Origin of the sequence: Pseudomonas sp. SMV7, from assembly GCF_052041995.1 — a bacterium.
GTDB lineage: Bacteria > Pseudomonadota > Gammaproteobacteria > Pseudomonadales > Pseudomonadaceae > Aquipseudomonas.
The window spans coordinates 1-24,821 of record NZ_JBKGGT010000013.1 but is presented as its reverse complement, the minus strand read 5'-3'; the positions used below and the strand labels follow the sequence as shown (position 1 = coordinate 24,821).

19 protein-coding genes are annotated in these 24,821 nt (G+C 63.9%); 8 read left to right on the top strand and 11 right to left on the bottom strand.

Annotated features, from left to right (window positions below; genetic code table 11):
* The first annotated feature begins 410 nt into the window (after positions 1–410).
* Both rlmKL and ACLEJP_RS16705 read left to right on the top strand, forming a co-directional pair.
* Complete coding sequence (gene rlmKL, locus ACLEJP_RS16710) at positions 411–2,603, top strand: bifunctional 23S rRNA (guanine(2069)-N(7))-methyltransferase RlmK/23S rRNA (guanine(2445)-N(2))-methyltransferase RlmL (RefSeq protein WP_440808117.1); 2,193 nt, start codon at positions 411–413, stop codon at positions 2,601–2,603.
* Positions 2,604–2,697: 94 nt separating this feature from the next.
* Positions 2,698–5,082, top strand: a complete 2,385-nt coding sequence (locus ACLEJP_RS16705; RefSeq protein ID WP_440808115.1) for a sensor domain-containing diguanylate cyclase — start codon at positions 2,698–2,700, stop codon at positions 5,080–5,082.
* 136 nt (positions 5,083–5,218) lie between these two features.
* Here the strand turns inward: ACLEJP_RS16705 and dacB are convergent, their stop codons facing one another.
* The 8 genes from dacB to ACLEJP_RS16665 form a co-directional block, all read right to left on the bottom strand.
* Entirely contained in the window at positions 5,219–6,676 is a 1,458-nt protein-coding gene (dacB, locus tag ACLEJP_RS16700; RefSeq protein WP_289130186.1) for a D-alanyl-D-alanine carboxypeptidase/D-alanyl-D-alanine endopeptidase, read from the bottom strand.
* Between the two features lie 200 nt (positions 6,677–6,876).
* Positions 6,877–7,221: a YggL family protein gene (locus tag ACLEJP_RS16695; RefSeq protein ID WP_440808111.1), complete on the bottom strand. Its 345-nt coding sequence runs from the start codon at positions 7,219–7,221 to the stop codon at positions 6,877–6,879.
* Between the two features lie 41 nt (positions 7,222–7,262).
* Entirely contained in the window at positions 7,263–10,889 is a 3,627-nt protein-coding gene (locus tag ACLEJP_RS16690; RefSeq protein WP_440808109.1) for an ATP-binding protein, read from the bottom strand.
* Between the two features lie 7 nt (positions 10,890–10,896).
* A complete protein-coding gene (locus ACLEJP_RS16685) occupies positions 10,897–11,514 on the bottom strand; it encodes a response regulator transcription factor (RefSeq protein ID WP_225776998.1) in 618 nt (205 codons plus the stop codon).
* A 276-nt stretch (positions 11,515–11,790) separates the two neighbouring features.
* Positions 11,791–13,122 carry a deoxyguanosinetriphosphate triphosphohydrolase gene (locus tag ACLEJP_RS16680; protein WP_440808106.1) on the bottom strand — a complete coding sequence of 444 codons (1,332 nt, stop codon included), beginning with the start codon at positions 13,120–13,122 and terminating at the stop codon, positions 11,791–11,793.
* Positions 13,123–13,304: 182 nt separating this feature from the next.
* Positions 13,305–13,634: a hypothetical protein gene (locus ACLEJP_RS16675; RefSeq protein ID WP_440808104.1), complete on the bottom strand. Its 330-nt coding sequence runs from the start codon at positions 13,632–13,634 to the stop codon at positions 13,305–13,307.
* Positions 13,631–14,005 (bottom strand): phage holin family protein, encoded by a 375-nt coding sequence (locus ACLEJP_RS16670; RefSeq protein ID WP_440808102.1) that lies wholly within the window; start codon positions 14,003–14,005, stop codon positions 13,631–13,633. The genes ACLEJP_RS16675 and ACLEJP_RS16670 overlap by 4 nt, the downstream gene beginning before the upstream one ends.
* 9 nt (positions 14,006–14,014) lie before the next feature.
* Entirely contained in the window at positions 14,015–14,329 is a 315-nt protein-coding gene (locus ACLEJP_RS16665; protein ID WP_170029062.1) for a DUF883 family protein, read from the bottom strand.
* A 313-nt stretch (positions 14,330–14,642) separates the two neighbouring features.
* Between ACLEJP_RS16665 and ACLEJP_RS16660 the strand changes: the two genes are divergently transcribed.
* The 5 genes from ACLEJP_RS16660 to ACLEJP_RS16640 all read left to right on the top strand — a co-directional run bounded on the left by ACLEJP_RS16660 (position 14,643) and on the right by ACLEJP_RS16640 (position 18,014).
* Positions 14,643–15,851: an ammonium transporter gene (locus tag ACLEJP_RS16660; RefSeq protein ID WP_440808099.1), complete on the top strand. Its 1,209-nt coding sequence runs from the start codon at positions 14,643–14,645 to the stop codon at positions 15,849–15,851.
* 74 nt (positions 15,852–15,925) lie between these two features.
* Positions 15,926–16,165 carry a glutaredoxin family protein gene (locus ACLEJP_RS16655; protein ID WP_440808097.1) on the top strand — a complete coding sequence of 80 codons (240 nt, stop codon included), beginning with the start codon at positions 15,926–15,928 and terminating at the stop codon, positions 16,163–16,165.
* Between the two features lie 107 nt (positions 16,166–16,272).
* Positions 16,273–16,704 (top strand): D-Ala-D-Ala carboxypeptidase family metallohydrolase, encoded by a 432-nt coding sequence (locus ACLEJP_RS16650; protein ID WP_440808095.1) that lies wholly within the window; start codon positions 16,273–16,275, stop codon positions 16,702–16,704.
* Positions 16,705–16,769: 65 nt separating this feature from the next.
* A complete protein-coding gene (locus tag ACLEJP_RS16645; protein WP_225777006.1) occupies positions 16,770–17,078 on the top strand; it encodes a transcriptional regulator in 309 nt (102 codons plus the stop codon).
* A gap of 51 nt (positions 17,079–17,129) precedes the next feature.
* Positions 17,130–18,014, top strand: coding sequence for a pseudouridine synthase (locus tag ACLEJP_RS16640; protein WP_440808091.1), 885 nt, complete (start codon positions 17,130–17,132; stop codon positions 18,012–18,014).
* Positions 18,015–18,094: 80 nt separating this feature from the next.
* Here ACLEJP_RS16640 and ACLEJP_RS16635 read toward each other — a convergent pair whose 3' ends face one another.
* The 3 genes from ACLEJP_RS16635 to acnA form a co-directional block, all read right to left on the bottom strand.
* Complete coding sequence (locus ACLEJP_RS16635; protein WP_186679299.1) at positions 18,095–19,660, bottom strand: methyl-accepting chemotaxis protein; 1,566 nt, start codon at positions 19,658–19,660, stop codon at positions 18,095–18,097.
* Between the two features lie 198 nt (positions 19,661–19,858).
* Positions 19,859–20,635: a lysostaphin resistance A-like protein gene (locus ACLEJP_RS16630; RefSeq protein WP_440808089.1), complete on the bottom strand. Its 777-nt coding sequence runs from the start codon at positions 20,633–20,635 to the stop codon at positions 19,859–19,861.
* 73 nt (positions 20,636–20,708) lie between these two features.
* Positions 20,709–23,450 (bottom strand): aconitate hydratase AcnA, encoded by a 2,742-nt coding sequence (gene acnA / locus ACLEJP_RS16625; protein ID WP_440808087.1) that lies wholly within the window; start codon positions 23,448–23,450, stop codon positions 20,709–20,711.
* A 221-nt stretch (positions 23,451–23,671) separates the two neighbouring features.
* On the opposite strand from acnA, the gene rlmM reads away from it, so the two are divergent.
* Positions 23,672–24,736: a 23S rRNA (cytidine(2498)-2'-O)-methyltransferase RlmM gene (rlmM, locus tag ACLEJP_RS16620; RefSeq protein WP_440808086.1), complete on the top strand. Its 1,065-nt coding sequence runs from the start codon at positions 23,672–23,674 to the stop codon at positions 24,734–24,736.
* The last annotated feature ends 85 nt before the right edge of the window (positions 24,737–24,821 follow it).

Genomic DNA, 24,821 nt, shown 5'->3' with positions numbered 1-24,821 from the left:
CAGGTCACGGTGTGAATGATCGATTTGTCATAAGGACGTAACCTTTCCGAGGGTGAGGGGATAAGTAAATAAATGCGACTCAACCTTGTTTAACGTTGAGCCCGCTATGATCAGGGTTTGCCGAACCTTGACGTCATTTCGCCAGCGCTGCTGGCAGATGACAGAAATAATTTGAAATGCGACGAAGGGTCACATCTGCCCCGGCATCGCCAGAATTTTACGTACTGCCTGATGATCTAAGCTGTCCTTGCCACTGGGCCAGGCGCAGATTGGTCAGGCGGCCCGGCCGTTCACCGCACGCTCGCGTGTCGGGGAAGGCCACCCGCACACCTGCTGGAAAGGGGTGCGGCAAACATCGCGGGGTGATGCGTTGCCCCGTCAGTCAAATAGCCCAAGGCGCTGGATTACTCATGTCGGACCGTTTCGAACTCTATCTCACTTGCCCCAAAGGCCTGGAAGGCCTGCTTGCCGAAGAGGCCCGCAGCCTCGGCCTGGATGAGGTGCGTGAGCACACCTCGGCCATTCGCGGCGCCGCCGACATGGAAACCGCCTACCGCCTGTGCCTGTGGTCACGCCTGGCCAACCGGGTGCTGCTGGTGCTCAAGCGCTTCTCCATGAAGAACGCCGACGATCTCTACGACGGCGTGCACGCGGTCGACTGGGCCGACCACCTGGCTGCCGACGGCACCCTGGCGGTGGAATTCAGCGGTCACGGCTCGGGCATCGACAACACCCACTTCGGTGCGCTGAAGGTCAAGGATGCGATCGTCGACAAGCTGCGCAACCGCGAAGGCCTGCGCCCGTCGGTGGAAAAGATCGACCCTGACGTACGCGTGCACCTGCGCCTGGACCGCGGCGAAGCCATCCTGTCCCTCGACCTTTCCGGGCACAGCCTGCACCAGCGTGGCTACCGTTTGCAGCAAGGCGCTGCGCCGCTGAAGGAAAACCTGGCGGCGGCGGTGCTGATCCGTGCTGGCTGGCCGCGCATCGCCGCCGAAGGTGGCGCGCTGGCCGACCCGATGTGTGGTGTCGGCACCTTCCTGGTCGAAGCCGCGATGATCGCCGCCGACATCGCGCCCAACCTCAAGCGTGAACGCTGGGGCTTCAGTGCCTGGCTCGGCCACGTGCCGGCGCTGTGGCGCAAGGTGCATGAAGACGCGCAGGCGCGGGCCGAGGCCGGCCTGGCCAGGCCGCCGCTGTGGATTCGTGGCTACGAGGCCGACCCACGGCTGATCCAGCCGGGCCGCAACAACGTCGAGCGTGCCGGCCTGGGCGACTGGGTGAAGATCTACCAGGGTGAAGTCAGCACCTTCGAACCGCGCCCGGACCAGAACCAGAAAGGCCTGGTCATCAGCAACCCGCCCTATGGCGAGCGCCTGGGTGACGAGGCCAGCCTGCTGTACCTCTACCAGAACCTCGGCGAACGCCTGCGCCAGGCCTGCATGGGCTGGGAGGCCGCGGTGTTCACCGGCGCGCCGCAGCTGGGCAAGCGCATGGGCATTCGCAGCCACAAGCAGTACGCATTCTGGAACGGCGCGTTGCCGTGCAAGCTGCTGCTGTTCAAGGTGCAGCCTGATCAGTTCGTGACTGGCGAGCGCCGTGAGTCTGCCGCGTCAGGGGCGGACATCGACCTGCAGGCAGCGCTGCCCAGCGAGCCGGCGCGCCTGTCGGAAGGGGCGCAGATGTTCGCCAACCGCCTGCAGAAGAACCTGCGGCAACTGGGCAAGTGGGCCCGCCGCGAACAGGTCGACTGCTACCGTCTGTACGATGCCGACATGCCCGAGTACGCCTTGGCGGTCGACCTGTACCAGGACTGGGTGCACGTGCAGGAATATGCCGCGCCACGTTCGGTCGACCCGGACAAGGCCCAGGCGCGCCTGCTCGATGCACTGGCCGCCATCCCCCAGGCGCTGGGCATCGCGCCGCAGCGTGTGGTGCTCAAGCGCCGCGAACGGCAGAGTGGCACCCGCCAGTACGAGCGCCAGGCCACCGAAGGCCGCTTCCAGGAAGTCAGCGAAGGTGGCGTCAAGCTGCTGGTCAACCTCACCGACTACCTCGACACCGGGCTGTTCCTCGACCACCGCCCGATGCGCATGCGCATCCAGCGCGAGGCCGCCGGCAAGCGCTTCCTCAACCTGTTCTGCTACACCGCCACGGCCACCGTGCACGCCGCCAAGGGCGGGGCGCGCAGTACCACCAGCGTCGACCTGTCGAAAACCTACCTGGACTGGGCGCGGCGCAACCTGGCGCTCAACGGTTTCTCCGAGCGTAACCGCCTGGAACAGGGCGATGTGATGGCCTGGCTGGAAGGCAACCGCGACAGCTACGACCTGATCTTCATCGACCCACCGACCTTCTCCAACTCCAAGCGCATGGAAGGCGTGTTCGATGTGCAGCGTGACCACGTGCAACTGCTGGACCTGGCCATGGCACGCCTGGCCCCGGGCGGCGTGCTGTACTTCTCCAACAACTTCCGCAAGTTCCAGCTGGACGAACACCTGATGACGCGGTACGCGGTAGAGGAAATCACTGCCCAGACACTGGACCCGGATTTCGCCCGCAACAACCGCATTCACCGGGCCTGGCGTTTGCAGCTGCGGTGAGGCGACGAGGTACATTGCGCGGCTAATGGCCAATAGCTATAACTGACAGCAGGGCAGGATAATCCGCAGGACGCCGATGTGACGAGACGGGTGTATGTCGAAGCGTGGCGTGCGTGCGCGGTTGCTTGGCCTGTGCACAGAACGGGTGCCCGCCTGGGCAGCGGCGTTGGTCGCCCTGCTGTTGGGCGGCCTGCTGACGGCCGTCCTGGCGCTGGCTGCGCAAACCTTCCAGAAGCAGCAGTTGCGCCAGCGCTTCGAGCTGCTGGCCAGCGAACGCTTCAGCCGCATCGCCGAACGCTTTGACGAACAGCAGCAGCGCCTGGACGGGCTGCGCCGGTTCTTCAGCTTTTCCAGGCTCGTCACGCCGCGCGAGTTCAATGGCTACACCCGGCCATTGTTGCACCGCACCCTGGGCTATGCCTGGGCGCCGCGTGTCGAAGCTGCGCAACGCGCCGAGTTCGAGCGTCAGGTGGGTGCGCATGACGGGCAGGGCTATGTGATCCGCGATCAGGACGAGCATGGCCGCTGGCACCCCGCTCCATTGCGTGACCATTACTTCCCGGTGCTTTATAGCCAGTCCGGCGAATTGCCCGGGCTGCCCATTGGGCTGGACCTCGCTGCCGAGGTTACGTCGCAGGCGGCGCTGGCGCGGGCGCTGGGGCCTGGCAGCATGGCGATTTCCGGGCCGCTGGCCATGTTCGATACCAGCACGGATGCGCGGGGCCTGTTGATGGTGGCGCCGGTATTTGCCGATGCCAGGCCCACCAGCGTGGCAGTGGGCTATGTCACGGCCTTGCTGAGCATGCGTGAGCTGGTCAGTGACGGGCGACCGGTCGCGGCAGATGACAGCCTGGTCGTGCGCATCGTCGACCCCGCCGGCTTGCACGGCCCCGAAGTGCTGTTCGATTCGCAGAACCCGGTCGCCCCCTTGGCGTTTGCCAGCACGCAACTGTTGCATCTGGCCGACCAACACTTCCAGTTGAGCATCAGGCCGAGCCTGGTGTTCTTGCAGGGCAACCGCTCCCTGGCAGCGTTGACGGTGAGCTTGCTCGGCGGAACGTTGAGCCTGCTGCTCAGCGTTTTGCTCTACAGCCTGTTCAGCCAGCACCAGCGCGCCCTGGCCCTGGTCGAGCAGCGTACTGCCGAGCTGCGGGTCAGCGAGCAGTCACTGCGAGATACCCATAACCAGTTGCGCAGCGTGCTGGATGCCGCGACCCAGGTGGCGATCATTGCCACCAACCTCAAGGGTGTGGTCTGCACGTTCAACGCTGGCGCCGAGCGCATGCTCGGTTACCAGGCCAGCGAGGCGATCGGCCGATTGCGCCTCGAGGACCTGGTACTGCCCGAGGAGTTGAGCCAGCGTGCCCACGCCTTGAGCCTGCATTACGGCCGACCGATCGCTGCTGGCCAGGCCATGTTCGCCGAAACGGTGCAGGCACACGGCGCCGAACCGGTGGAGTGGACCTTGTTGCGTGCCGATGGCAGCCAACTGGTGGCCAACATGCTGGTCACCGCCATGCTCGATGAACAGGGGCTGTGGACGGGCTACCTGGCGATCTGCATCGATGTCACGGAACGGCGTCGGGTGCACGAGGCGCTGGCGGCGCGTGACCGCCTTCTGGAAAAACTCAGTGCCGAAGTGCCGGGAGGCATCTACCAGTACCGCCTGGATGGCAACGGCCATTCCTGTTTTCCCTATGCCAGCATGGGCCTGTACGACATCTACGAAATCGACCTGCAGCAGTTGCGCGAGGACGCGACGGTGGTGTTCGAGCGCATCCACCCCGATGACCTGGAGCGGGTGCGCCGTTCTGTACGGTATTCGGCCGAGCACTTGTCGCCCTGGCGCGAAGAGTATCGGGTCTGCCTGCCGCGCGCCGGACTGCGCTGGGTACGTGGCGAGGCGACGCCGGAAGTGGGCGAGCAAGGGTGCACCCTGTGGCATGGCTACCTGACCGATATCTCTGACCTGAAAAGCGTCGAGGAGGAGTTGCGAAGATTGTCGGTGACCGACTCGCTGACGGGTATCCATAACCGCCGCTACTTCCAGGAACGGTTGAAATACGAGCTGGAGCGGGCCCAGCGCGACGGCCTGGCGCTGGCGGTGATCATGCTCGACATCGATCATTTCAAACGCGTCAACGATCGTTACGGCCATGCTGTCGGCGACCGCGTGCTACGCAGTTTGTGCCTGCGCATCAGCCAGCGTCTGCGGCGTACCGACGTGTTCTGCCGGCTGGGTGGCGAGGAATTCATGGTGCTGTGCCCCGGCAGCGATGCCGAGCAGGCGCGGTTGCTGGCGCTGGAGCTGTGGCAAGGGCTGCGCAATGTGCCGGTGGAAGGTGTGGGCAGGGTGACCGCGAGTTTTGGCGTGGCGGGGTGGCGGCCGGGGGAGGGGGCCGATGCCTTGCTGTTGCGCGCCGATGCCGGAGTGTATGCGGCCAAGCAGGCCGGGCGCGACCGGGTGGAGGGGGAGTAGGCCTGACAGCTGTCAGTTGTCAGTGCCGGCCCTTTCGCGGGCTTGCCCGCTCCCACAGGTACTGCACCGTTATTGAACCTGGTGCAGTACCTGTGGGAGCGGGCAAGCCCGCAAAAGGGCCGGTACTGGCTAGCTGTCAGTTGGCCGCTGTGCTGTCGGCCAGTTTCGGCTGGCGGTACAGGTCCAGCAGCACCTGGTCGAGCACCTGCGAGGCGCCCCATGGTTTCGGGTCGTTGAGGATTGCCGCCACCGCCCAGGTATGGCCGTTGCTGTCACGGCTGAAGCCGGCGATCGCCCGCACGGTGTTCAGCGTGCCGGTCTTGATGTGCCCTTCACCCGTCATTGCCGTGCGTTTCAGGCGCTTGCGCATGGTGCCGTCCATGCCCACCAGCGGCATCGAGCTGATGAACTCGGCCGCATAGGGGCTTTTCCAGGCAGCCTGCAGCATGGCGGCCATTTCCCGGGTACTGACCCGTTCGGCACGCGACAGGCCGGAGCCGTTTTCCATGACCAGGTGTGGTGCGGTAATGCCCTTCTTCGCCAGCCACTGACGCACCACGCGCTGGGCAGCGCGGGCATCGTCGCCATCGGCATCGGTGCGGAACTGCGCGCCGAGGCTGAGGAACAACTGCTGGGCCATGGTGTTGTTGCTGTACTTGTTGATGTCGCGGATTACTTCCACCAGGTCTGGCGAGAAGGCCCGTGCCAGCAGGCGCGCACTCTTGGGCACGTTCTCGAAACGATCGCCACCCTGGATGCTGCCGCCCAGCTCGTTCCAGATCGCGCGTACGGCACCGGCGGCGTAGGTGGGGTGGTCAAGCAGCGACAGGTAGGTTTGCGAGTTGCAGCCCTCACCCAGCTGGCCGCTGACCGTTACGCTGATGCCATCGGCCTGTTGCACCGGGTTGTAGCGTACGTCACCTGAGCACTGCCTGGAGGCGACGGCCTTGACCTGGTTGTCGATGCGGATACTGGCAATCGGTGGCTCGACCGCGACGGTGACCTTGCCGCCGTCATTGCGGGCGACGAAGCGCAGGGCCTTGAGGTTGACCATCAAGGCATCCGGCTTGACCAGGAACGGCTTGTTCACGTCGCCGCCGTCATCGTTGAACTGCGGCAGGTTGGGTTGCACGAAGTGGCTGCGGTCCAGCACCAGGTCGCCGGTGACAGTGCGCACGCCATTGGCGCGCAGGTCACGCATCAACAGCCACAGCTTTTCCATGTTCAGTTTCGGGTCGCCACCGCCTTTGAGGTACAGGTTGCCGTTGAGCACCCCATTGCTGAGGGTGCCGTCGGTGTAGAACTCGGTCTTCCACTGGAAGGTCGGGCCAAGCAGTTCAAGGGCTGCGTAGGTGGTAACCAGCTTCATGGTCGAGGCCGGGTTCACCGACACGTCGGCATTGAACACGGTCGGTGTGCCGGGGCCGTCCAGCGGCAGCATCACCAGCGACAGCGCCGAGTCCTGCAGCTTGCTGGCCTTGAGGGCTTGCTGCACTTTGGCGGGCAGGGTGGTATTCACGGCAGCGGCCTGGCTGGGCAGGGCGAATGGCAGCAGCAGGCCGGCAAGTACGAGGGGACGAAGCGTTTTGATCATGGTCAGTAAACACCCTGCGGCGAGGGGAAAGGGCATTGGGGCTGTACAGGATGATGGCCCCAGGACGAAAGAATGCGCATTATGCCCCAAGCGCAGCGACGATGCGCCAGGTTCGACAGAAAAGCACCCTCCCGGGTAAGGCACGGCCCGAAAAAAAAAGGCCACCCGCGTAGGTGGCCTTTTCAGCGATCGGGCCGGTATTACTCGGCCTTGTTGATCGGCTTTTCCGGGTACCAGGCGTCCAGCAGCGGGCTGACTTCGATCTTGGTCAGTTCGCTGCGGCCCTTGAGCCAGGCTGCAACGGCTGCACGCTGTTCTTCGCTGACCGAGCCGCGTTTGACCGAGCACACCAGGCCGAAATCGTCACCGCCTACATAGTCCAGGCCGTTGGCGTCCATGGCTTCTGCCAGGAACGCGTCGAGGAAAGCATCGATTGCCTGGTCGTCCAGATCTTCCTTGAATTCCAGGTTCAGCTCGAAGCCCAATTCCTGAAACTCGTCGACACACAGCTTCTTGCGCAGACGACGGGAGCGGTTTGTGGCCATGAAACAATCCTCTTAGGTAATAACGCCGCGCAGTCTACCAGTTAACACGCCTGGCTGCCTGCCTGTGTACAGGTATCTGCGGCCAGTTCCCTGGCCAGGGCTCGTTCCACCCGGCCCATGTGCCGCGCCAGTGCCTGGCGTCGCAGGCGCAGCTGGGCGGTGGACAGGCCGCTGGCCTCCAGGGCTTCGCAGGCTGCCATCAGCTCGGGCGCTTCCAGCATGCGTGCGGCGCTGAGCACCTTGTGGGCCTGTTCGGCGATGGCGCTGCTGTCGTGCTGCGGATCCAGCGCCATCAACGTGGCCAGGTCGGCCTGCAGGCTTTGCCGCAAGGCCTCGAGGAAGCGCTGGCGGTCGTTGGGGTCGTGCCCGACCACCGCGGCCAGGCCATCCAGGTAATACAGCTTGCGCCGGCGTGGCTGCGCACGGCGCGGGCGAATGCCGGCCAGGCGCTGGCTGAGGGTGCTCAGGCTGATGGGCTTGAGCAGGCAGTCATCCATGCCGGCGTTCAGGCATTTGCGCCGTACCTCGGGCTGCGCGTTGGCGGTGTAGCCGAGAATGGTGCAGCGCGGGCGTTTGCCGTGGCTTTCCTCGGCCCGTACCGCGGACGCCAGTTGATAGCCGTTCATGTGCGGCATGTTGCAGTCGAGCACCAGCACATCGAAGTCGCCCGCCCGCCAGGTGGCCAGGCCTTCGTGACCGTCGGATGCGCTGGCATGTTCCAGGCCCAGGTAACCAAGCTGCTGTGCCATCAGTTGCAGGTTGGCCGGATGGTCGTCGATCACCAGCACGCTCAGCCGTGGGTCAGGCACCTCGAGCTCCTCGGGCAGCGGAGCCGCCAGCGCTGCACCGTCGACCCGCTGCAGCGGCATCTTCAGGCGTACCTGGGTGCCGACATCTTCCAGGCTTCTGATACTCAGGGTGCCGCCCATCATTTCGCACAGGTTGCGGCAGATGGCCAGGCCGAGGCCGGTGCCGGCGCGGGCACCCTGGCTGTGCGGGTTGGCCTGGATGAACGGGTTGAACAGGCGTTGCAGGTCGTCAGCCGGTATGCCGATGCCACTGTCGCGCACTTCCAGCTCCAGCACAGGGGGGCTGCTGGCCTCATCCAGGCTGACGTTGATGCGCACCTGGCCGTGTTCGGTGAACTTGATGGCGTTGCTCACCAGGTTGGACAGCACCTGCTTGAAACGCAGCGGGTCGAGCTGTGCATGGCAGCGTGCGGCGGGGGCGATCAGTACTTCCAGGGCCAGGCCTTTCTGCCGTGCCTGCCCCTCGAAGATGCGCCCCACCGATTCGACCAGGCCCGCCAGGTCGACCACCTCGGGGGCAAGGTTCAAGTGCCCGGACTCGATGCGCACGATATCGAGGATGTCGCCGATCAGGCCCAGCAGGTCCTTGGCCGAATGGTGGGCCAGCTCCAGTGCGCTGCGGTCCACCCGGCCCTGGTCGGCACGCTTGACGGCCAGTTCCAGCATGCCGATGACCGCGTTCATCGGGGTCCGGATCTCGTGGCTGATGGTCGCCAGGAAGGTACTCTTGGCGCGGTTGGCATCGTCGGCCTGCTGCTTGGCCTGGCGCAGCTCCATCACCAGCTGGCGGCGGTCACTGATGTCGATCCAGCCGCCAATGATGCCCTGCACCTCGCCCAGCGAGTCGCGATACGGAAGTATCCAGTGATAGATGGTCATCTCGCGGCCCTTGATCCGTAACGGCCGGTCCATGATCAGCGGGGTGCCGGCTGCCATCACCCTCTGGTAATCCGCCTCGATCTGGCGGACATGCTCGTACTCTGCGAACAGGCTGTCATTCAGGCGTTTGCCTATGACCTCGTCGGAGCAGGCCTGCACAGCTACCAGGTAACTGGAGTTGCAACTTTGCAGGCAGCCGTCGCGGTCACGCACGTACATGGGATGGGGCGTGCCATTGAGCAGGGCACGCATGAACGCCAGCTGGTCGTTCAGCGCACGTTCTGCGCGTTGACGTTGACTGATCTGCAGGCGCAGGCGGGCATTCCACAGCAAGGCCAGCAACAAGAGCACGGCAGCGCCCAGCACCAGTTGCACTGCGAGCCGACGGTAGTCCTGGCCGTTGCCGTCATCGTGCACGCCGAAGCCGCGCCAGCGGTTGTTGATCACCCCCAGCTCCTCTGGCGAGATGCTCATCAGTGCCTTGTCGAGGATCGATACCAGCACCGCGGAGGAGGGGTTGGAGGCCATGGCGAAATTGGCCGGTTCGCTGCCAACGGTGGTGCGGATGACCAGCTCGGGGTTGCTGGCCAGGGCGTGGTTGGCGTCGACCAGGGGGGTGATCAGTGCGTCGACCGCGCCACTGTTGAGCAAGGCCACGGAATAGAACGTACTTTCTGTCTCTACCCAGCCAACCTGCGGATAATTGCGCGACAGCATGGCGTCCATGGCGCTGTAGCGGTTGATGGCAATGCGGCGCCCTTGCATCTGCTCCAGCGAGGTCAGCGCTTCGTTGTCCTTGCGGCTGACCAGCACGTAGGCGCTTTCCAGGTAGGGGCGGCTGATTTGCAGGTTGCCCTCGGCCTGGCCGCCAGTGGTCAGTGCGGCGATGACGTCGGCGCGGCCATCCTTCAGGCGGGCAATCATGTCGGCTATGCCACTGGCGCGCTGCACGTCGAAGCGCAGGCCGGTACGCAGGCGAATGAGTTCCAGCAGGTCGGCGGTAATGCCTCGGAAATAGCCCGCAGCATCGAAGTAGGACAACGGCGCGGCGGTATCGTCGATCACCACGCGCATCACCGGGTGGTCCCGCAACCACTGTTCCTCGGCCTCGGTCAGTTGCAGCTTGCGCTCGCTCAGCAGCGGATCGCCACCGGCGCCCCAGCGCTTGAAGATGCTGGCGCGTATGGCCGAGGGCTGGCTATCCAGCACGCCATTCACCAGCTCCATCAGCAGCTTGTCCTGCTGGCGCAGGGCAAAGCCGAAGCCGATGGCCTCGTGCTTGCCGAAACTGGCCATGCGCAGGCGCGGCAAGTGGCCGCGGTTCAGCTGGTAGTGGGTGGAAATGGTATCGCCGATGAACACGTCGGCCTGGCCGAACGCAACCGCGTTCAAGGCCTCGCTGGACGAGCCGAAGGCCAGCAATTCAGCCTGGGGATAGGCACTGAGCACCTCCCGCCTGGGCAGGTAATGGTAGAGCATGCCAAGGCGCATGCCGGGCAGCCCCTTGTCGAGTGCGCGGCTTTCGTCTTCCCGTGTTACCAGCACCGGTTGGTCGACGGCATAGGGCAGCGAAAGCGCCAGGCCGTCGGCAGCTGCCTCGTAGCCATTGGCACTGCCAAGCAGGTCGATGTCGCCACGCCGCAACGCTTTCACCGCCGCCTGCCGGTTGGAAAAGCGCAGCACCTTGACCGGCAAGCCCAGAGCCTTGCCGATAAGGCTGGCGTATTCGGCTGTCAGGCCCTGGTATTCACGGCCGCCGCTGGTGATGTCGAACGGCGGGTAGTCCGGTGCCGAGGTGCCCAGCACCAGTTCCTGACGGGTTTCCAGCCACTGCCGTTGTTCGGCGGTGAGCGCTGGCTGGGCGGGCCGGGCGGTTGATCGGGCCAGCAATGTGTAGGACGAAGCCCCTGGAGGGGTAGCCTGTGCCACGCTGCTGAACAGCAGCAGGGCGAGTAGCAGGCGAGCGATGTGACACGCCATGGCAACCTCAGACCAAAGCGTTGCGCTTGGCCATTTCGATCAGGTCGACCAGCGTGTCGGCCTGAAGTTTGTGCATGAGGCGCTTCTTGTAGGTGCTGACCGTCTTGCTGCTGAGAAACATGCCCTTGGCTATTTCCTTGTTGCTGCGCCCCTGGGCGAACAGTTGCAGCACCATCAGTTCACGGTCATTCACCTGTCGGAAAAGTTTCAGGTCGGCATCCACTGCCTGGTTGTGCTTGATGGCTTGGCTGGGGAAATAGTTGTAACCGGCCAGCACGGCCTTGATTGCACTCAGCAGTTCGCTCAGGTCTTCCTGCTTGCATACATAGCCTGCGGCACCCGAGTGCATGCAGCGCACGGCAAACAATGCCGGTGATTGCGCAGTCAACACCAGAACCTTCAGGGGCAACGCCATGGCCTGAAAGCGGGAAAGCACCTCCAGCCCGTCCAGCTTGGGGATGCTGATGTCGAGAATGACCAGGTCGGGGTTGGTTTCGCGAATCATCTGCATGGCATCCACGCCGTTGTCGGACTCGCCGACAATCTTGTAGTTCTGGTTTTCCAGCAACATGCGCACGGCCAGGCGAATGACAGGATGGTCGTCGACAATAAATATGGATTGCATGTTCAACTTCCCTGCGGGTTATTGAGGTGACAGGCGGCACCTTATCGCAGTTGGAAGTCATCGGGGACGCGAGGAAGGGCTATTAGCCCTATATGGGAAATGGCTTACACCATTATGCAACTATGGCTACGAAATATGGATGTTCTGCCGAATGTCAAGGCAAGTTTGGTAACTAATTTTAAATGTTTAATCGCATTGTTTATATTGCCGATTGTATATGTAGGAAGTTTCCAGCGCTGGCAGCGCCGGGCAGGGCCCGGGCTGCAGCGGCGCGGTTCAGGCCGGGCTGGAACGCCCGGTCATCTCGCGCGCCATTTCGCTGGCATAGCTGTCGGTCATCCCGGCGATGAAGTCGATCATGCGCAGGAAGGCACTGTACAGAGAACCGTGCGGGTCAGGGGCGTTGTTGCCGATCAGGTCCAGCACGCGGCGGCTCTTGAACGAGGGCGTGCGCCCGCCGTGTTGCTCGAGGGCGGCGCCACAGAAGGTGTTCAGCAGAATTTCCAGGGTGGTGTAGGCGCCGATCTCGTGCAAGGTCTTGCGCTTGTCCTGGAAGATCTTGTTGCGTGCCATGGCCTTGGCCTGCAGCACGCAGCGTTTGGCCGGGCCATGCATGTGTTCGACCAGGTCGCCCATCAGCTGGCCGGCCAGCAAGGCCTGCTGTTGCTCGACGAAGGCACGAGCGGCGGCGTTGGTCAGATGTTCGATGGCCTTGCCGCGCAGGATGGCCAACTTGCGCCGGCGGGAATCGCCCGGGCCGAGCTGGCGGTAGGTTTCCGGCAGGTCTTCGCCGACCAGGTCGAGCAGCAGCGCTTCGACTTCGGCGTATTGCAGCAGCTCCATTTCCAGGCCGTCTTCCAGGTCGATCAGCGCATAGCAGATGTCATCGGCGGCCTCCATCAGGTACACCAGCGGGTGGCGCGCCCAGCGCTGATGCTCCAGTTGCGGCAGGCCAAGCTTGCGGGCGATCTGCTCGAGCAGCGGCAGCTCGCTCTGGTAGCTGCCGAACTTGTGTTTCTTGTAGCCCAGGGCGTCGGCGTGGCGGGCGCTCCACGGGTATTTCAGGTAGGTGCCGAGGGTGGCATAGGTCAGCCGGGTACCGCCGTCGAACTGGTGATACTCAAGCTGGGTGAGTACGCGAAAGCCTTGGGCATTGCCTTCGAAGTTGAGGAAATCGGCGCGTTCGTCGTCGCTCATGTCATCCAGCCAGCCACGTCCGGCGGCCTGCTGGAACCAGTGGCGGATGGCGTCTTCGCCGGAGTGGCCAAACGGAGGGTTGCCGATGTCATGAGCCAGGCACGCCGATTGCACGATCATCCCCAGGTCGCTCGGGGCGCACCAGTCCGGAAGGTAGTCACGCAGGGTTTCGCCGACGCGCATGCCCAGCGAGCGTCCCACGCAGCTGACCTCCAGCGAGTGGGTCAGGCGTGTGTGGATATGGTCATTGCTGGAAACCGGATGCACCTGGGTCTTGCGCCCGAGGCGGCGGAAAGCGCCGGAGAAGATGATGCGATCGTGGTCTTTGTGAAAGGGGCTGCGCCCGAGCTCATCGGCGCTGTACAGCGCTTTGCCCAGGCGTTCGCGGGTGAGCAGGGTGTGCCAGTCCAAGGCGCGGTCTCCTGTGCTTCGAAGGCGATAGCTTCCTGTGTCGTGCGTCCTTGCGCAAGGGGCAGTTGCATACAGGGGCTGTGGCAGCGGCCTGATCCGCGAATGCGCCGGTGGTTGAACTGCGCATTCGCGAATCAACCCGCTTCCACGGGGGGCTGAGGCCACAGGATAGATTGACCCCGTCAGGGGCGGCGGCTGCCTTGCAGGTACAGGCGCACCAACGGTAGCAAGGTGCTGCCCAGGCGCAACAGCCGCGCGAGGTTACCGCTGCGAACGCCCTTGCCGGTGAGGAAGCCCAGCGCTACCACGGCGCCAATCCCCCACAACGGTGCATGCTTGATACCCAGCCCGTCCTGCAAAGAGTTGCCCATGCCGCGCACGCGGCGCAGCGGCTCGAGCAACTGCCCGGACTCATGGCGGATTTCCTGGCGGTGCATTTCCATGCGCAGGCGCAACAGTGCCTTGCGCAATTCACGCGGGTTACGCGTGTTTGGCAGTTCTGGCAGGCTCATGGCAACAGGCGCTCCCGGTCCTTGGCGAGTTCCTCGAGGGTGGCACCGAAGGGTGATGACTCATCGAACACCGCAGCTTTCAGGCGCAATCCGCAGTACAGCGCGGCAATCCCGTAGAACACGCACAGGCCGATAATGCCAGCCAGGCGATAGCTGTCCCACAGCAGCACCAGCAGCAGCCCGGACAGGGCCGTCAGCAGCAGCAAGGCGAACACCAGGGCCAGGCCGGCGAACAACAGCAGGCTCAAGGTGCGGCCCTTCTGCTCTTGCAGTTCGATGCCGAACAGTTCGATATGGCTGTGCAGCAGCCCCAGCGCGGCCGCACCCAGGCGCTTGCCTGCGGCGCTGGCGCTGTTGGCGTCGTTATCCATGTTATCCCCTCAGTGGCGGTTGGCCAGCAGGCCGATCAACAGCCCGACGCCCGCTGCGATGCCGATCGCCTGCCACGGGTTTTCCTGCACGTACTGCTCGGCGCTGCCCAACGCTGCCTGGCCGCGCTCGCGCACCGAGTCCTGGGTCAACTGCAGGGTTTCGCGGGCCTGGGCCAGGCGCTCGTGAATCTGCCCGCGCAACTCGTCCGCCTGGTCGCCGGCCAGGTTGGCGGTGTCAGCCAGCAGCTTCTCAGTGTCGCGCACCAGCGCCTGGAAGTCAGCCATCAATATCTCTTGTGCAGTCTTTGCCGATTTGCTGGCCATGGGTGTCTCCCTGTCGATGAATGTTGGTAGTTCGAGTGATAGCACACGCCGAAGGTTCAAGTGCCGCTGCTGGTATGGGCCTTGCTAAGGTTTTGCCACGTTGCGGGGCGCTCCAGGCAGGTATTGCGCCGATTCAGGGCGTCAGCGCAGCGGCTACCGATAAACCTTAACCCAATCCACGACAAACCCAAGAAAAAACCGCGCAGGCTCCGCCAGGCTCACCGAAACAGGGCAAGGGGCTGGCACCGACAAGGTGCATGGATGCAGGTTCTTGAACTGTTCTGGTGCCTTTTTCAGCAGGTCTGCCTACTTCATGGAAAACACGCACAGCGCGATGGACACTCTGGTCCACGGTTCCAACACCCTGTTCATTCTCATGGGCGCCATTCTGGTGCTGGCCATGCATGCCGGCTTCGCGTTTCTGGAAGTGGGCACGGTGCGCCACAAGAACCAGGTCAATGCCTTGTCGAAGATTCTCAGCGATTTTGCCATTTCGGCGCTGGTGTACTTCTTCGTCGGCTACTGGATCGCCTATGGGGTCAGTTTCCTGCAGCCGGCCGCCGCGCTGGCGGCCGACCAGGGGTATGCGCTGGTCAAGTGCTTCTTTCTGCTGACCTTTGCCGCAGCGATCCCGGCGATCATCTCCGGGGGCATTGCCGAGCGGGCGCGCTTCGTGCCGCAGTTGTGTGCCACGGCGCTGATCGTGGCGTTTGTCTACCCGTTCTTCGAAGGGCTGGTGTGGAACGGCAACCTGGGCCTGCAGGCCTGGTTGCAGGCCCGCTTTGGCGCGCCGTTCCATGACTTTGCCGGCTCGGTGGTGGTTCATGCCATGGGCGGCTGGCTGGCCTTGGCGGCGGTGCTGCTGCTGGGCGCGCGACGCGGGCGCTATCGCGATGGCCGGTTGGTGGCGTTTGCGCCGTCAAGCATTCCCTTCCTGGCGCTGGGGTCGTGGATCCTGATCATTGGCTGGTTCGGTTTCAACGTCATGAGTGCGCAGACCCTGCAGGGGATCAGTGGCCTGGTGGCGATCAACTCGTTGATGGCCATGGTCGGTGGCACCCTGTCGGCCTTGCTGGCCGGGCGTAACGACCCGGGCTTCCTGCATAACGGGCCGCTGGCCGGGCTGGTGGCGGTGTGTGCAGGTTCCGACCTGATGCACCCGATCGGCGCGCTGGTCACCGGGCTGGTCGCGGGCGGGCTGTTCGTCTGGACCTTCACCGCGGCACAGAACCGCTGGAAGATCGACGATGTCCTGGGCGTGTGGCCATTGCATGGCCTGTGTGGTGTGTGGGGCGGCATTGCCTGTGGTGTGTTCGGCCAGGCGGCCCTGGGCGGCATGGGCGGTGTCAGCCTGGTCAGCCAGTTGCTGGGCAGCCTGCTGGGCGTATTGGTGGCGCTGGCCGGTGGCTTTGCCGTGTACGGTGCGATCCGCGCGTTGCATGGCCTGCGCTTGAGCCATGAGCAGGAGTTCCAGGGGGCCGACCTGTCGTTGCACCGTATCGGCGCGACCAGTCAGGATTGAACCTGCTCAGGTGCGCATGGGGCAGGAGCGGCCTAGAATAGGCTTCCCTCCATGCCAAAACCGGAACCTGCCCCATGCTGCCTGAATGCCAACTGTTCGGCACCCTCGGCTGCCACCTGTGCGAAGTGGCCGAGGCCGTGCTGATGCCCTTCGTCGATCACGGCCTGCTGGTGGAACTGGTCGATATTGCCGAAAACGAGGCCATGTTCGAGCGTTACGGCCTGATCATTCCAGTGCTGCGGCGCTGCGACAACGGCGCCGAGCTGCATTGGCCGTTCGATGCCGAGCAGGTCGTGGCGTTTCTCGCGCAATGACGGCACCAGGGGAGGCGCATCCCTGCTCCATGTGGCGCGCTGCGTCGTGATGATCTTCTGCCGGCATGCTGAGGCCGGCCTTTTCTACCGATCATCAGGACTCCAACATGCTCATTTCCCCCCATTTCACCCTTGCTGAAATGACCTTTTCGCAGCTCGCCGCCAGGGAAGGGCTCGACAACGACCCGCCAGCCGAGGCGCGTGCCAACCTGCAACTGTTGTGCAATGTCCTGGAGCAGGTTCGCGCGCTGTTCGGCGCGCCGGTCATCATCAGCAGTGGCTATCGCAGCCCGGCAGTCAACAGCCGCATTGGCGGGGCGCCGTCAAGCCAGCATCTGCAAGGGCTGGCCGCCGACTTTACGGTGGTCGAAGCAAGCCCGCGCGAAGTCGTGCGCCGCATCAGCGAAAGCGCCATTCCCTTCGACCAGCTGATCCTCGAGTTCGACCAATGGGTACATCTGTCGGTGACGCCGGGCACGCCAAGACGACAGGTGCTGACGATTCGCAGAGGTAGCGGCTACGAGGAGGGGCTGCAATGAAGCGCATTGACGAAGGCAAGGGGATGTTCGTATGCTGTATATAAATACAGTATCGAGGTGAAGCCATGCTCAATGTCGAGCAACTCAAGTACAGCGTCAACCGCATGCCCGTCGAACGGGTGGCGGACGCCGTTCTGGAACTGCGCCTCGAAGGCCTGGTCACCGACGACCGTACACCGTTCGGCAAGGTCCATTTCAATACCTGCTTTGCAGAAATTGAAGCCTTGTTTCAGCGTGCCGGCTATCACCGCGGGCTGGATGTGGTGGGTTACCAGGGGTTGCTGTATGCCCTGTATGACCCCGGCCGCTGGGAGCCGGTGCAGGTACTGCGTTGGCTGAAGGACCGTAGCGAGGCGATGGCCAAGGCTGGTTGAGGGCGTGGGCTTGGGCGATAATGCGCGACCGTGAATGTTTCGAGCCCCGCCATGAGCACGCCTTTCGACCCCGCCCGCCAGCAAGCCAGCACGGTGTGCCTGCCACCCGGAAACTGGGCGACGGTACTCGATTGCCTGTGTGACCATTTCAAGGCCATCGACCGGGCTCAATGGCTTGATCGCTTTGCCCGCGGGCGGGTGCTGGATGCCGAGGGGCGCGTTGTCGCGGCCGAGCTGCCGTACAAACGGGGCATGCGTTTGCATTACTTCCGGGAAGTGCCGAACGAGCGGCCGATTCCGGTGCTTGAGGCGGTGTTGCACGTGGATGAGCACCTGGTGGTGGCGGACAAGCCGCATTTCCTGCCGGTGACGCCGACCGGAGAATACGTCGAGCAGACCCTGCTGCGCCGCCTGATCCACCGCCTCGGCAACCCGCACCTGGTGCCGTTGCACCGTATCGATCGGCATACAGCCGGGCTGGTGCTGTTTTCTGCCAATCCGCAAAGTCGCAGTGCCTATCAGCGGCTATTCCCCGAGCGGCGCATCGAAAAGCGCTACCAGGCGATTGCCGCAGCCATGCCGCAACACGATTTTCCGCTGGTGCATAAAAGCCGCCTGGTGCATGGCGAGCCGTTTTTCCGCATGCACGAAGTGGAAGGGGAGGCCAACAGTGAAACCTGGGCCGAAGTGCTGGAGAAGCATGGCGACCTGTGGCGCTATGGGTTGTCACCGGTCACCGGCAAGACCCACCAGTTGCGTGTGCACATGGCGGCATTGGGTGCGGGGATCAGCAATGATCCGTTCTATCCGCAGTTGCTCAATGAAGAGGATGACTACCAGCGGCCGTTGAAACTGCTGGCGCAAAGCTTGCGTTTCGAGGACCCACTGAGTGGCGAAGCGCGCTATTTCGAGAGCCGCTTGCGCCTGGATTGGTAATCTGGTGACTGCGCCGGCTGTGCCGCTGATCGCGGCTGAAGCCGTTCCTACAAGCCGACGCAGTACCCCTGGAAACCGCCTTAGCGGTTGAAACGCTCCACCAGTGAGTACTGGGTACCCGCTGTGCTGGTCAGCTCTTCGCTGAGCAGCGCCGAATGCTGAGCCTGTTCGGCAGTCTGGTCGGCAAGCTCGGCAATGGTGCTGATGTTGCGGCTGATTTCGTCGGCTACCGCCGTCTGCTCTTCTGTCGCGGCGGCGATCTGGGTCGCCATGTCGGTGATATTGGCCACCGCTTCGCTGATCCCGACCAGTGCCTCGTCGGCCTGCATCACGCGGTCGACGCCTTCCTGCGCCTGGCGGTGGCCGGTTTCCATGGTCAGGACGGCATTGCTGGCAGTCTGTTGCAGCTTGGCAATAAGCCCGTGAATCTGCCCGGTGGACTCGGCGGTGCGCTGTGCCAGCTGGCGCACTTCGTCGGCCACCACGGCAAAGCCACGGCCCATTTCACCTGCACGCGCCGCTTCGATGGCTGCGTTCAATGCCAACAGGTTGGTCTGATCGGCGATGCCCTTGATCACATCGACCACGCCACCAATCTCGTCACTGTCCTTGGCCAGCTGGGTGACCGTCTGGCCAGTTTCGCCGACCGCAGCCGACAGGCGCTCGATGGCTTCGCGGGTTTCCCCGGCGATCTGCCGGCCCTGGCTGGTCAGGCGGTTGGCTTCCTGGGTGGCATCGGCGGTGCGCTGCACGTGGTTGGCCACTTCCTGGGTGGTGGCGGCCATCTGGTTGACTGCGGCAGCAACTTGCTCGGTTTCCACGCGCTGGCGTTCCAGCCCCGAAGAACTCTTGTGCGCCAGGGCGTCGGACTGGCGCGCCTGTTCGCTGAGGTGTTCGGCGCTGTCCTGCAGGCGGGTCAGGCAGGTTTTCATGCGTGCGTCCTGGCTCAGCATGGCCATTTCCAGGCGTGCCTGTACCCCGCGGCTGTCGGTGTACATTTGTGCGATCAGCGGGTCGGAGGTGGTCTGCTCGGCCAGGCGCAGCAGGCGCTTGAGGCCGCGCTGCTGCCAGCCCAGGCCGAGCAGGCCCAGGGGTACGGAAAGCCCGGCGGCCAGGGCGAAGCCCCAGGAATGGCCGAGCCAGTTGCCGATCAGGAAACCCACCTGGCTGATGAGGATGAACGGCAGCCAGTCCTGCAGCACCGGTAGCCACTTGTCGCGGCGTGGTACGGGCGGCTTGCCCTGGTTGATGCGCTGGTAGAGCGCCTCGGCGCGACGAATCTGTTCGGCAGTGGGTTTGACCCGCACCGATTCGAAGCCAACTACCTGGTTATTGTCGAAGATCGGCGTGACGTAGGCGTTGACCCAGTAGTGGTCGCCGGACTTGCACCGGTTCTTGACGATACCCATCCACGGCTGGCCCTGCTTGAGGGTTTGCCACATGTGCGCGAACACGGCTGGCGGCACGTCCGGGTGGCGCACCAGGTTATGCGGCGCACCGGTCAGTTCTTCGCGGGTGAAACCACTTATCTCGATGAAAGCATCGTTGCAGTAAGTGATCACCCCTTTGGCATTGGTGGTGGAGATCAACCGCTGCTGGGCAGGGAAAGTCCTTTCTCTCTGGGTAATCGGCTGGTTGTTACGCATGGGTTGATAGTCCGCAGGGCTTTCCAAAGCTATCGGCAAGGCCCTGGTTTTATTGAGTGAATATTTGCAAGGCTTGATCCATGGCAATGGGCCATTATGCAATCTGGGTTAGTCGCCGGGCACGTTCAAGCTTGTTTGCGTCATTATTACGTTTTTACTGCGGATTAATGACGTAGAAGCCAAATGATGACCGAATAGCTAGCCAAGAGCCAGCATCGGGTAGCTGAACAGCGAGAAATGCACCAGGTTCAGGCCGAAATGGCAGAGCACGGCAGCCACCACGCCGCCCCAGCGGTACGCCAGGCCGTAGCCCACGCCAGCGAGGGTGGCCAGGTATACCCACTGCCAGCCAGCCCCCAGGTGGGCCAGGCCGAACAGCATGGCGGCGGCGAACAACGCCAGCCCCTGATGGCGCAGCAAGCGCTGCAGGCTGCCTTGCAGATAACCGCGAAACAGCAGCTCTTCGGTCAGGCTGACCAACAACAGGTTGTTCAGCAGCCACAGCCACGCCTGTTCGGGCCATTTCGGCGCCCATGCGACCATGCCCAGGGACCAGGCGCCCCCCAGGCAGGCGAGCAAGGTCAGGGGCAGGGCGTATAGCAGACTGGCCGGCAGGCCCTGGCTGCGCCACAACATCAGCCAAGGACAGGCCAGCAGCAGCCAGGCGCCAATCAGCGGTTTGTCCAGGTTCAGGTACATCGTGAAGGGCTGGGCGCCGGGGCTGAAGGTGGCGCTGTCGATGACCTTGGCTGCGTTGAAGCCGGGCAGCCAGTGCAGTGCCAGGGCGATCGCCAGCAGGATGAACACCGTATGGCCCAGGGTTTGTAGCCAGCGCTGCGGGCAACGAGCAAGCAGGGCGCTGGCAAGCAGGGCGAGGAAGCTGGGCAGGGTGGCGATGCCAAGGTTGCCGTGGCTCAGGGCCAGGGTATAACCGAGGGCCAGAAACAGGAGCGCGATCAGGTGGAGGCGAGGCACGGGTGGTCCTTCTCGGGTCAATGGAAACGGGCCGCTACCCGTCGCCTGTCGGAGCGGCCCAAGCATACCCGGTTCAGCTGGCGATCAACTGACGCAACACATAATGCAGGATTCCCCCTGCCTTGAAGTACTCCACCTCGTTCAGGGTATCGATCCGGCACAGCACCTCGATCTGCTCCTGCTGCCCATCCTCGCGGGTGATGCGCAGGGGCAGGCTCATGCCTGGGTGGAGCTCTGCACCGGTCAGGCCCAGGACATCGATCTGTTCCTTGCCGGTCAGCCCCAGTTGCTTGCGGTTGTGCCCGGCCTTGAACTGCAGCGGCAGCACGCCCATGCCCACCAGGTTGGAACGGTGAATGCGTTCGAAGCTTTCTGCCAGCACCGCCTTGACGCCCAGCAGGTTGGTGCCCTTGGCCGCCCAGTCGCGACTGGAACCGGTGCCGTATTCCTGCCCGGCAATCACTACCAGCGCAGTGCCTGCTTGCTGGTAGCGCATGGCGGCATCGTAGATCGACAGTTTCTCGCCACTGGGCACGTGCAGGGTGTTGCCACCTTCTTCGCCCGGCAGCATTTCGTTGCGGATACGGATGTTGGCGAAGGTGCCACGCATCATCACTTCATGGTTGCCACGCCGCGAGCCGTAGGAGTTGAAATCGCGTGGTTCCACGCCCTGTTCCCGCAGGTAGCGCCCGGCCGGGCTGTCGGTCTTGATGTTGCCGGCCGGGGAAATGTGGTCGGTGGTCACCGAGTCGCCCAGCAACGCCAGTATTCGTGCGTTGCGGATATCCGTGACCTGCGGCGGTGGCCCGCCGATGCCGTCGAAGAAAGGCGGGTGCTGGATATAGGTGGAATCGGCCTGCCACACATAGGTGGCCGCCTGGGGTACTTCGATTGCCTGCCACTGCGCATCGCCGGCGAACACTTCGGCGTATTCCTTGTGGAACATCGCCGTATCGACCTTGGCCACGGCCGCGGCAATTTCCTGTTGGCTGGGCCAGATGTCGCGCAGGTATACCGGCTGGCCGTCCTTGCCGATGCCCAGCGGGTCGCTGGTCAGGTCCAGGCGCACGGTGCCGGCCAGGGCATAGGCTACCACCAGCGGCGGCGAGGCCAGCCAGTTGGTCTTCACCAGCGGGTGCACGCGGCCTTCGAAGTTGCGGTTGCCCGACAATACCGAGGCTACGGTGAGGTCGGCGCTGCCAATGGCCTTTTCGATCGCCTCATCCAGCGGGCCGGAGTTGCCGATGCAGGTGGTGCAGCCATAGCCGACCAGGTCGAACCCCAGTTGGTCGAGGTAGGTGTCGAGCCCGGCGGCCTTGAAATAGTCGGTGACGACCTTGGAACCCGGCGCCAGCGAACTCTTGACCCAGGGTTTGCGTTGCAGGCCTTTTTCCAGGGCCTTTTTTGCCACCAGCCCGGCGGCCATCATCACGCTGGGGTTGGAGGTGTTGGTGCAGGAGGTGATCGCAGCGATCACCACCGCGCCATCGCGCAGGGTATGGGTCTGGCCTTGGTGACTGTAGTCGATTTCCCCGGCCTGGTCGGCGTTGCCCACCGCCACGCCGCCGCCACCCTCGCTTTCCAGGCGGCCGACTTCCTTGGCCAGGGGTTTGGGTTGCAGTTCGATAAAGTGGTCGAAGGCCTGGCGCACCTGGCCCAAGGCCACTCGGTCCTGCGGCCGCTTGGGCCCGGCCAGGCTGGCCTCCACCTCGTGCATGTCCAGCGCCAGGCTGTCGCTGAACAGCGGCTCCTGCCCTGGCAGCCGCCACAAGCCCTGGGCTTTGCAATAGTGCTCGACCAGTTGCACGGTCGCCTCGGGGCGGCCGGACAGGCGCAGGTAGTCCAGGGTTACCTGGTCGACCGGGAAGAAGCCGCAGGTGGCACCGTATTCCGGGGCCATGTTGGCGATGGTCGCGCGGTCGGCCAAGGGCAACTCGGCCAGGCCATCGCCATAGAACTCGACGAACTTGCCGACCACGCCCTTCTTGCGCAGCATCTGCGTCACCGTCAGCACCAGGTCGGTGGCGGTGATGCCTTCGCGCAGCTTGCCGGTCAGCTTGAAGCCGATCACTTCCGGGATCAGCATCGACACCGGCTGGCCGAGCATGGCCGCCTCCGCTTCGATGCCGCCCACGCCCCAGCCGAGCACGCCCAGGCCATTGATCATGGTGGTGTGTGAATCGGTGCCGACCAAGGTGTCCGGGAAAGCGTAGGTGCGGCCGTCGGCCTCACGGGTCCAGACGGTGCGGCCCAGGTATTCCAGGTTGACCTGGTGGCAGATCCCGGTGCCTGGTGGTACCACGCGGAAGTTGTCGAAGGCGCTCTGGCCCCAGCGCAGGAACGCATAGCGTTCACCGTTGCGCTGCATCTCGATGTCGACGTTCTCGCTGAAGGCCTGTGGCGTGCCGTAGCGGTCGACCATCACCGAGTGGTCGATCACCAGGTCCACCGGGGACAGCGGGTTGATTCGCTGCGGGTCGCCACCGGCCTTGGCCATGGCGGCGCGCATGGCGGCCAGGTCGACCACGGCCGGCACGCCGGTGAAGTCCTGCATCAGTACCCGCGCCGGGCGGTACTGGATCTCGCGGTCGGAGCGCCGCTCGCCCAGCCATTGGGCAAGGGCACGCAGGTCGTCGCCGGTGACCGTCTTGCCGTCCTCCCAGCGCAGCAGGTTTTCCAGCAGTACCTTCAGCGACATCGGCAGGCGCTGCAGGTCGCCCAGCTGTCGGGCAGCTTCGGGGAGGCTGAAGTAGTGGTAGGTCTGGTCACCCACCGTGAGGGACTTGAGGGTGTTCAGGCTATCGAGCGAGGGCATTGCCAACTCCTTCTGCGCCGGTGGCCGGCAATGGCTCAGGCCTGCCGGGCACCGCTCTGTATCGGCCCGCACGCTGCGGACCTGGCTGAAAGGTCAGGTTAGACCGCTTTGCGCCACCTGACCCTTTTCTGGACCGGCGGGGCGTGTCGCGGGTTCCAATCTTCCTTTATCATCGCCGCCCTGCCGGCGCCTGTGGTGCGCCCGCCGTAGTGGAGTGAGAAATGAATACCCTGTTCATGCATTGCCGGCCCGGTTTCGAGGGCGAGGTCTGCGCCGAAATCAGCGAACATGCCGCGCGCCTGGGCATCGCCGGTTATGCCAAGGGCAAGCCGCACAGTGCCAGCGCCGAGTTTGTCTGCAGCGAGGAGGGCGGTGCCGAGCGTCTGATGGGGGAACTGCGCTTCAACCAGCTGATTTTCCCTCGGCAATGGGCCCGTGGCGGTTATGTCGAACTGCCGGAAAGCGACCGTATCAGTGTGCTGCAGGCGCACCTGGCCGGTTTTCCGGTGTTCGGCAGCCTGTGGCTGGAAGTGCTGGACAGCAACGAAGGCAAGGAATTGTCTACCTTCTGCCGCAAATTCGAGGTGCCGCTGCGCAAGGCCCTGGAAAAGGCTGGTCGCCTGGTAGACGACGCCAGCCGTCCACGCCTGCTGCTTACCTTCCTCAGCGGCCGCCGTGTGTTCGCCGGCGTCGCCCCGGGCAACAACAGCGCGCTGTGGCCGATGGGCATCCCGCGCCTGAAATTTCCCCGCGAGGCGCCCAGCCGTTCGACTCTCAAGCTGGAAGAGGCCTGGCACCAGTTCATTCCTCGTGAACAATGGGCGCAGCGCCTGGGCGATGACATGACCGGTGTCGACCTGGGGGCCTCGCCGGGAGGCTGGACCTACCAGCTGGTGCGTCGGGGCATGCTGGTGACGGCCATCGACAATGGGCCGATGGCGGAAAGCCTGATGGATACCGGGCTGGTCCAGCACCTGATGGCCGATGGTTTCACCTGGCAGCCGAAGCAGCCGGTGGACTGGATGGTGTGTGACATTGTCGAGAAGCCGGCGCGCACCACCTCGCTGATCGAAACCTGGCTGGGCGAGGGGCTATGCCGCGAAGCGGTGGTCAACCTGAAATTGCCGATGAAACAGCGCTACGCCGAAGTACGGCGGTTGCTCGAGCGCATGGAAGCGACATTCAAGGCGCGCAAGGTCAAGGTGTCGATTGCCTGCAAGCAGCTGTACCACGACCGTGAGGAAGTGACTTGCCACCTGCGTCGAATGGACTTGAAACCGCGTTAAGCAAGGCCCGGAAATTGCCGTTGCCGTTGCCGTTGCCGTTGCCGTTGCCGTTGCCGTTGCCGTTGCTTTTGCTTTTAAGCGCGCG

Excerpts from the sequence above, each read along its gene's own strand:
- rlmKL (WP_440808117.1), top strand. The coding sequence starts at position 411 with ATGTCGGACCGTTTCGAACTCTATCTCACTTGCCCCAAAGGCCTGGAA.
- ACLEJP_RS16705 (WP_440808115.1), top strand. The coding sequence starts at position 2,698 with ATGTCGAAGCGTGGCGTGCGTGCGCGGTTGCTTGGCCTGTGCACAGAA.
- dacB (WP_289130186.1), bottom strand. The coding sequence starts at position 6,676 with ATGATCAAAACGCTTCGTCCCCTCGTACTTGCCGGCCTGCTGCTGCCA.
- ACLEJP_RS16695 (WP_440808111.1), bottom strand. The coding sequence starts at position 7,221 with ATGGCCACAAACCGCTCCCGTCGTCTGCGCAAGAAGCTGTGTGTCGAC.
- ACLEJP_RS16690 (WP_440808109.1), bottom strand. The coding sequence starts at position 10,889 with ATGGCGTGTCACATCGCTCGCCTGCTACTCGCCCTGCTGCTGTTCAGC.
- ACLEJP_RS16685 (WP_225776998.1), bottom strand. The coding sequence starts at position 11,514 with ATGCAATCCATATTTATTGTCGACGACCATCCTGTCATTCGCCTGGCC.
- ACLEJP_RS16675 (WP_440808104.1), bottom strand. The coding sequence starts at position 13,634 with ATGAGCCTGCCAGAACTGCCAAACACGCGTAACCCGCGTGAATTGCGC.
- ACLEJP_RS16670 (WP_440808102.1), bottom strand. The coding sequence starts at position 14,005 with ATGGATAACGACGCCAACAGCGCCAGCGCCGCAGGCAAGCGCCTGGGT.
- ACLEJP_RS16665 (WP_170029062.1), bottom strand. The coding sequence starts at position 14,329 with ATGGCCAGCAAATCGGCAAAGACTGCACAAGAGATATTGATGGCTGAC.
- ACLEJP_RS16660 (WP_440808099.1), top strand. The coding sequence starts at position 14,643 with ATGGAAAACACGCACAGCGCGATGGACACTCTGGTCCACGGTTCCAAC.
- ACLEJP_RS16655 (WP_440808097.1), top strand. The coding sequence starts at position 15,926 with ATGCTGCCTGAATGCCAACTGTTCGGCACCCTCGGCTGCCACCTGTGC.
- ACLEJP_RS16650 (WP_440808095.1), top strand. The coding sequence starts at position 16,273 with ATGCTCATTTCCCCCCATTTCACCCTTGCTGAAATGACCTTTTCGCAG.
- ACLEJP_RS16645 (WP_225777006.1), top strand. The coding sequence starts at position 16,770 with ATGCTCAATGTCGAGCAACTCAAGTACAGCGTCAACCGCATGCCCGTC.
- ACLEJP_RS16640 (WP_440808091.1), top strand. The coding sequence starts at position 17,130 with ATGAGCACGCCTTTCGACCCCGCCCGCCAGCAAGCCAGCACGGTGTGC.
- ACLEJP_RS16635 (WP_186679299.1), bottom strand. The coding sequence starts at position 19,660 with ATGCGTAACAACCAGCCGATTACCCAGAGAGAAAGGACTTTCCCTGCC.
- acnA (WP_440808087.1), bottom strand. The coding sequence starts at position 23,450 with ATGCCCTCGCTCGATAGCCTGAACACCCTCAAGTCCCTCACGGTGGGT.
- rlmM (WP_440808086.1), top strand. The coding sequence starts at position 23,672 with ATGAATACCCTGTTCATGCATTGCCGGCCCGGTTTCGAGGGCGAGGTC.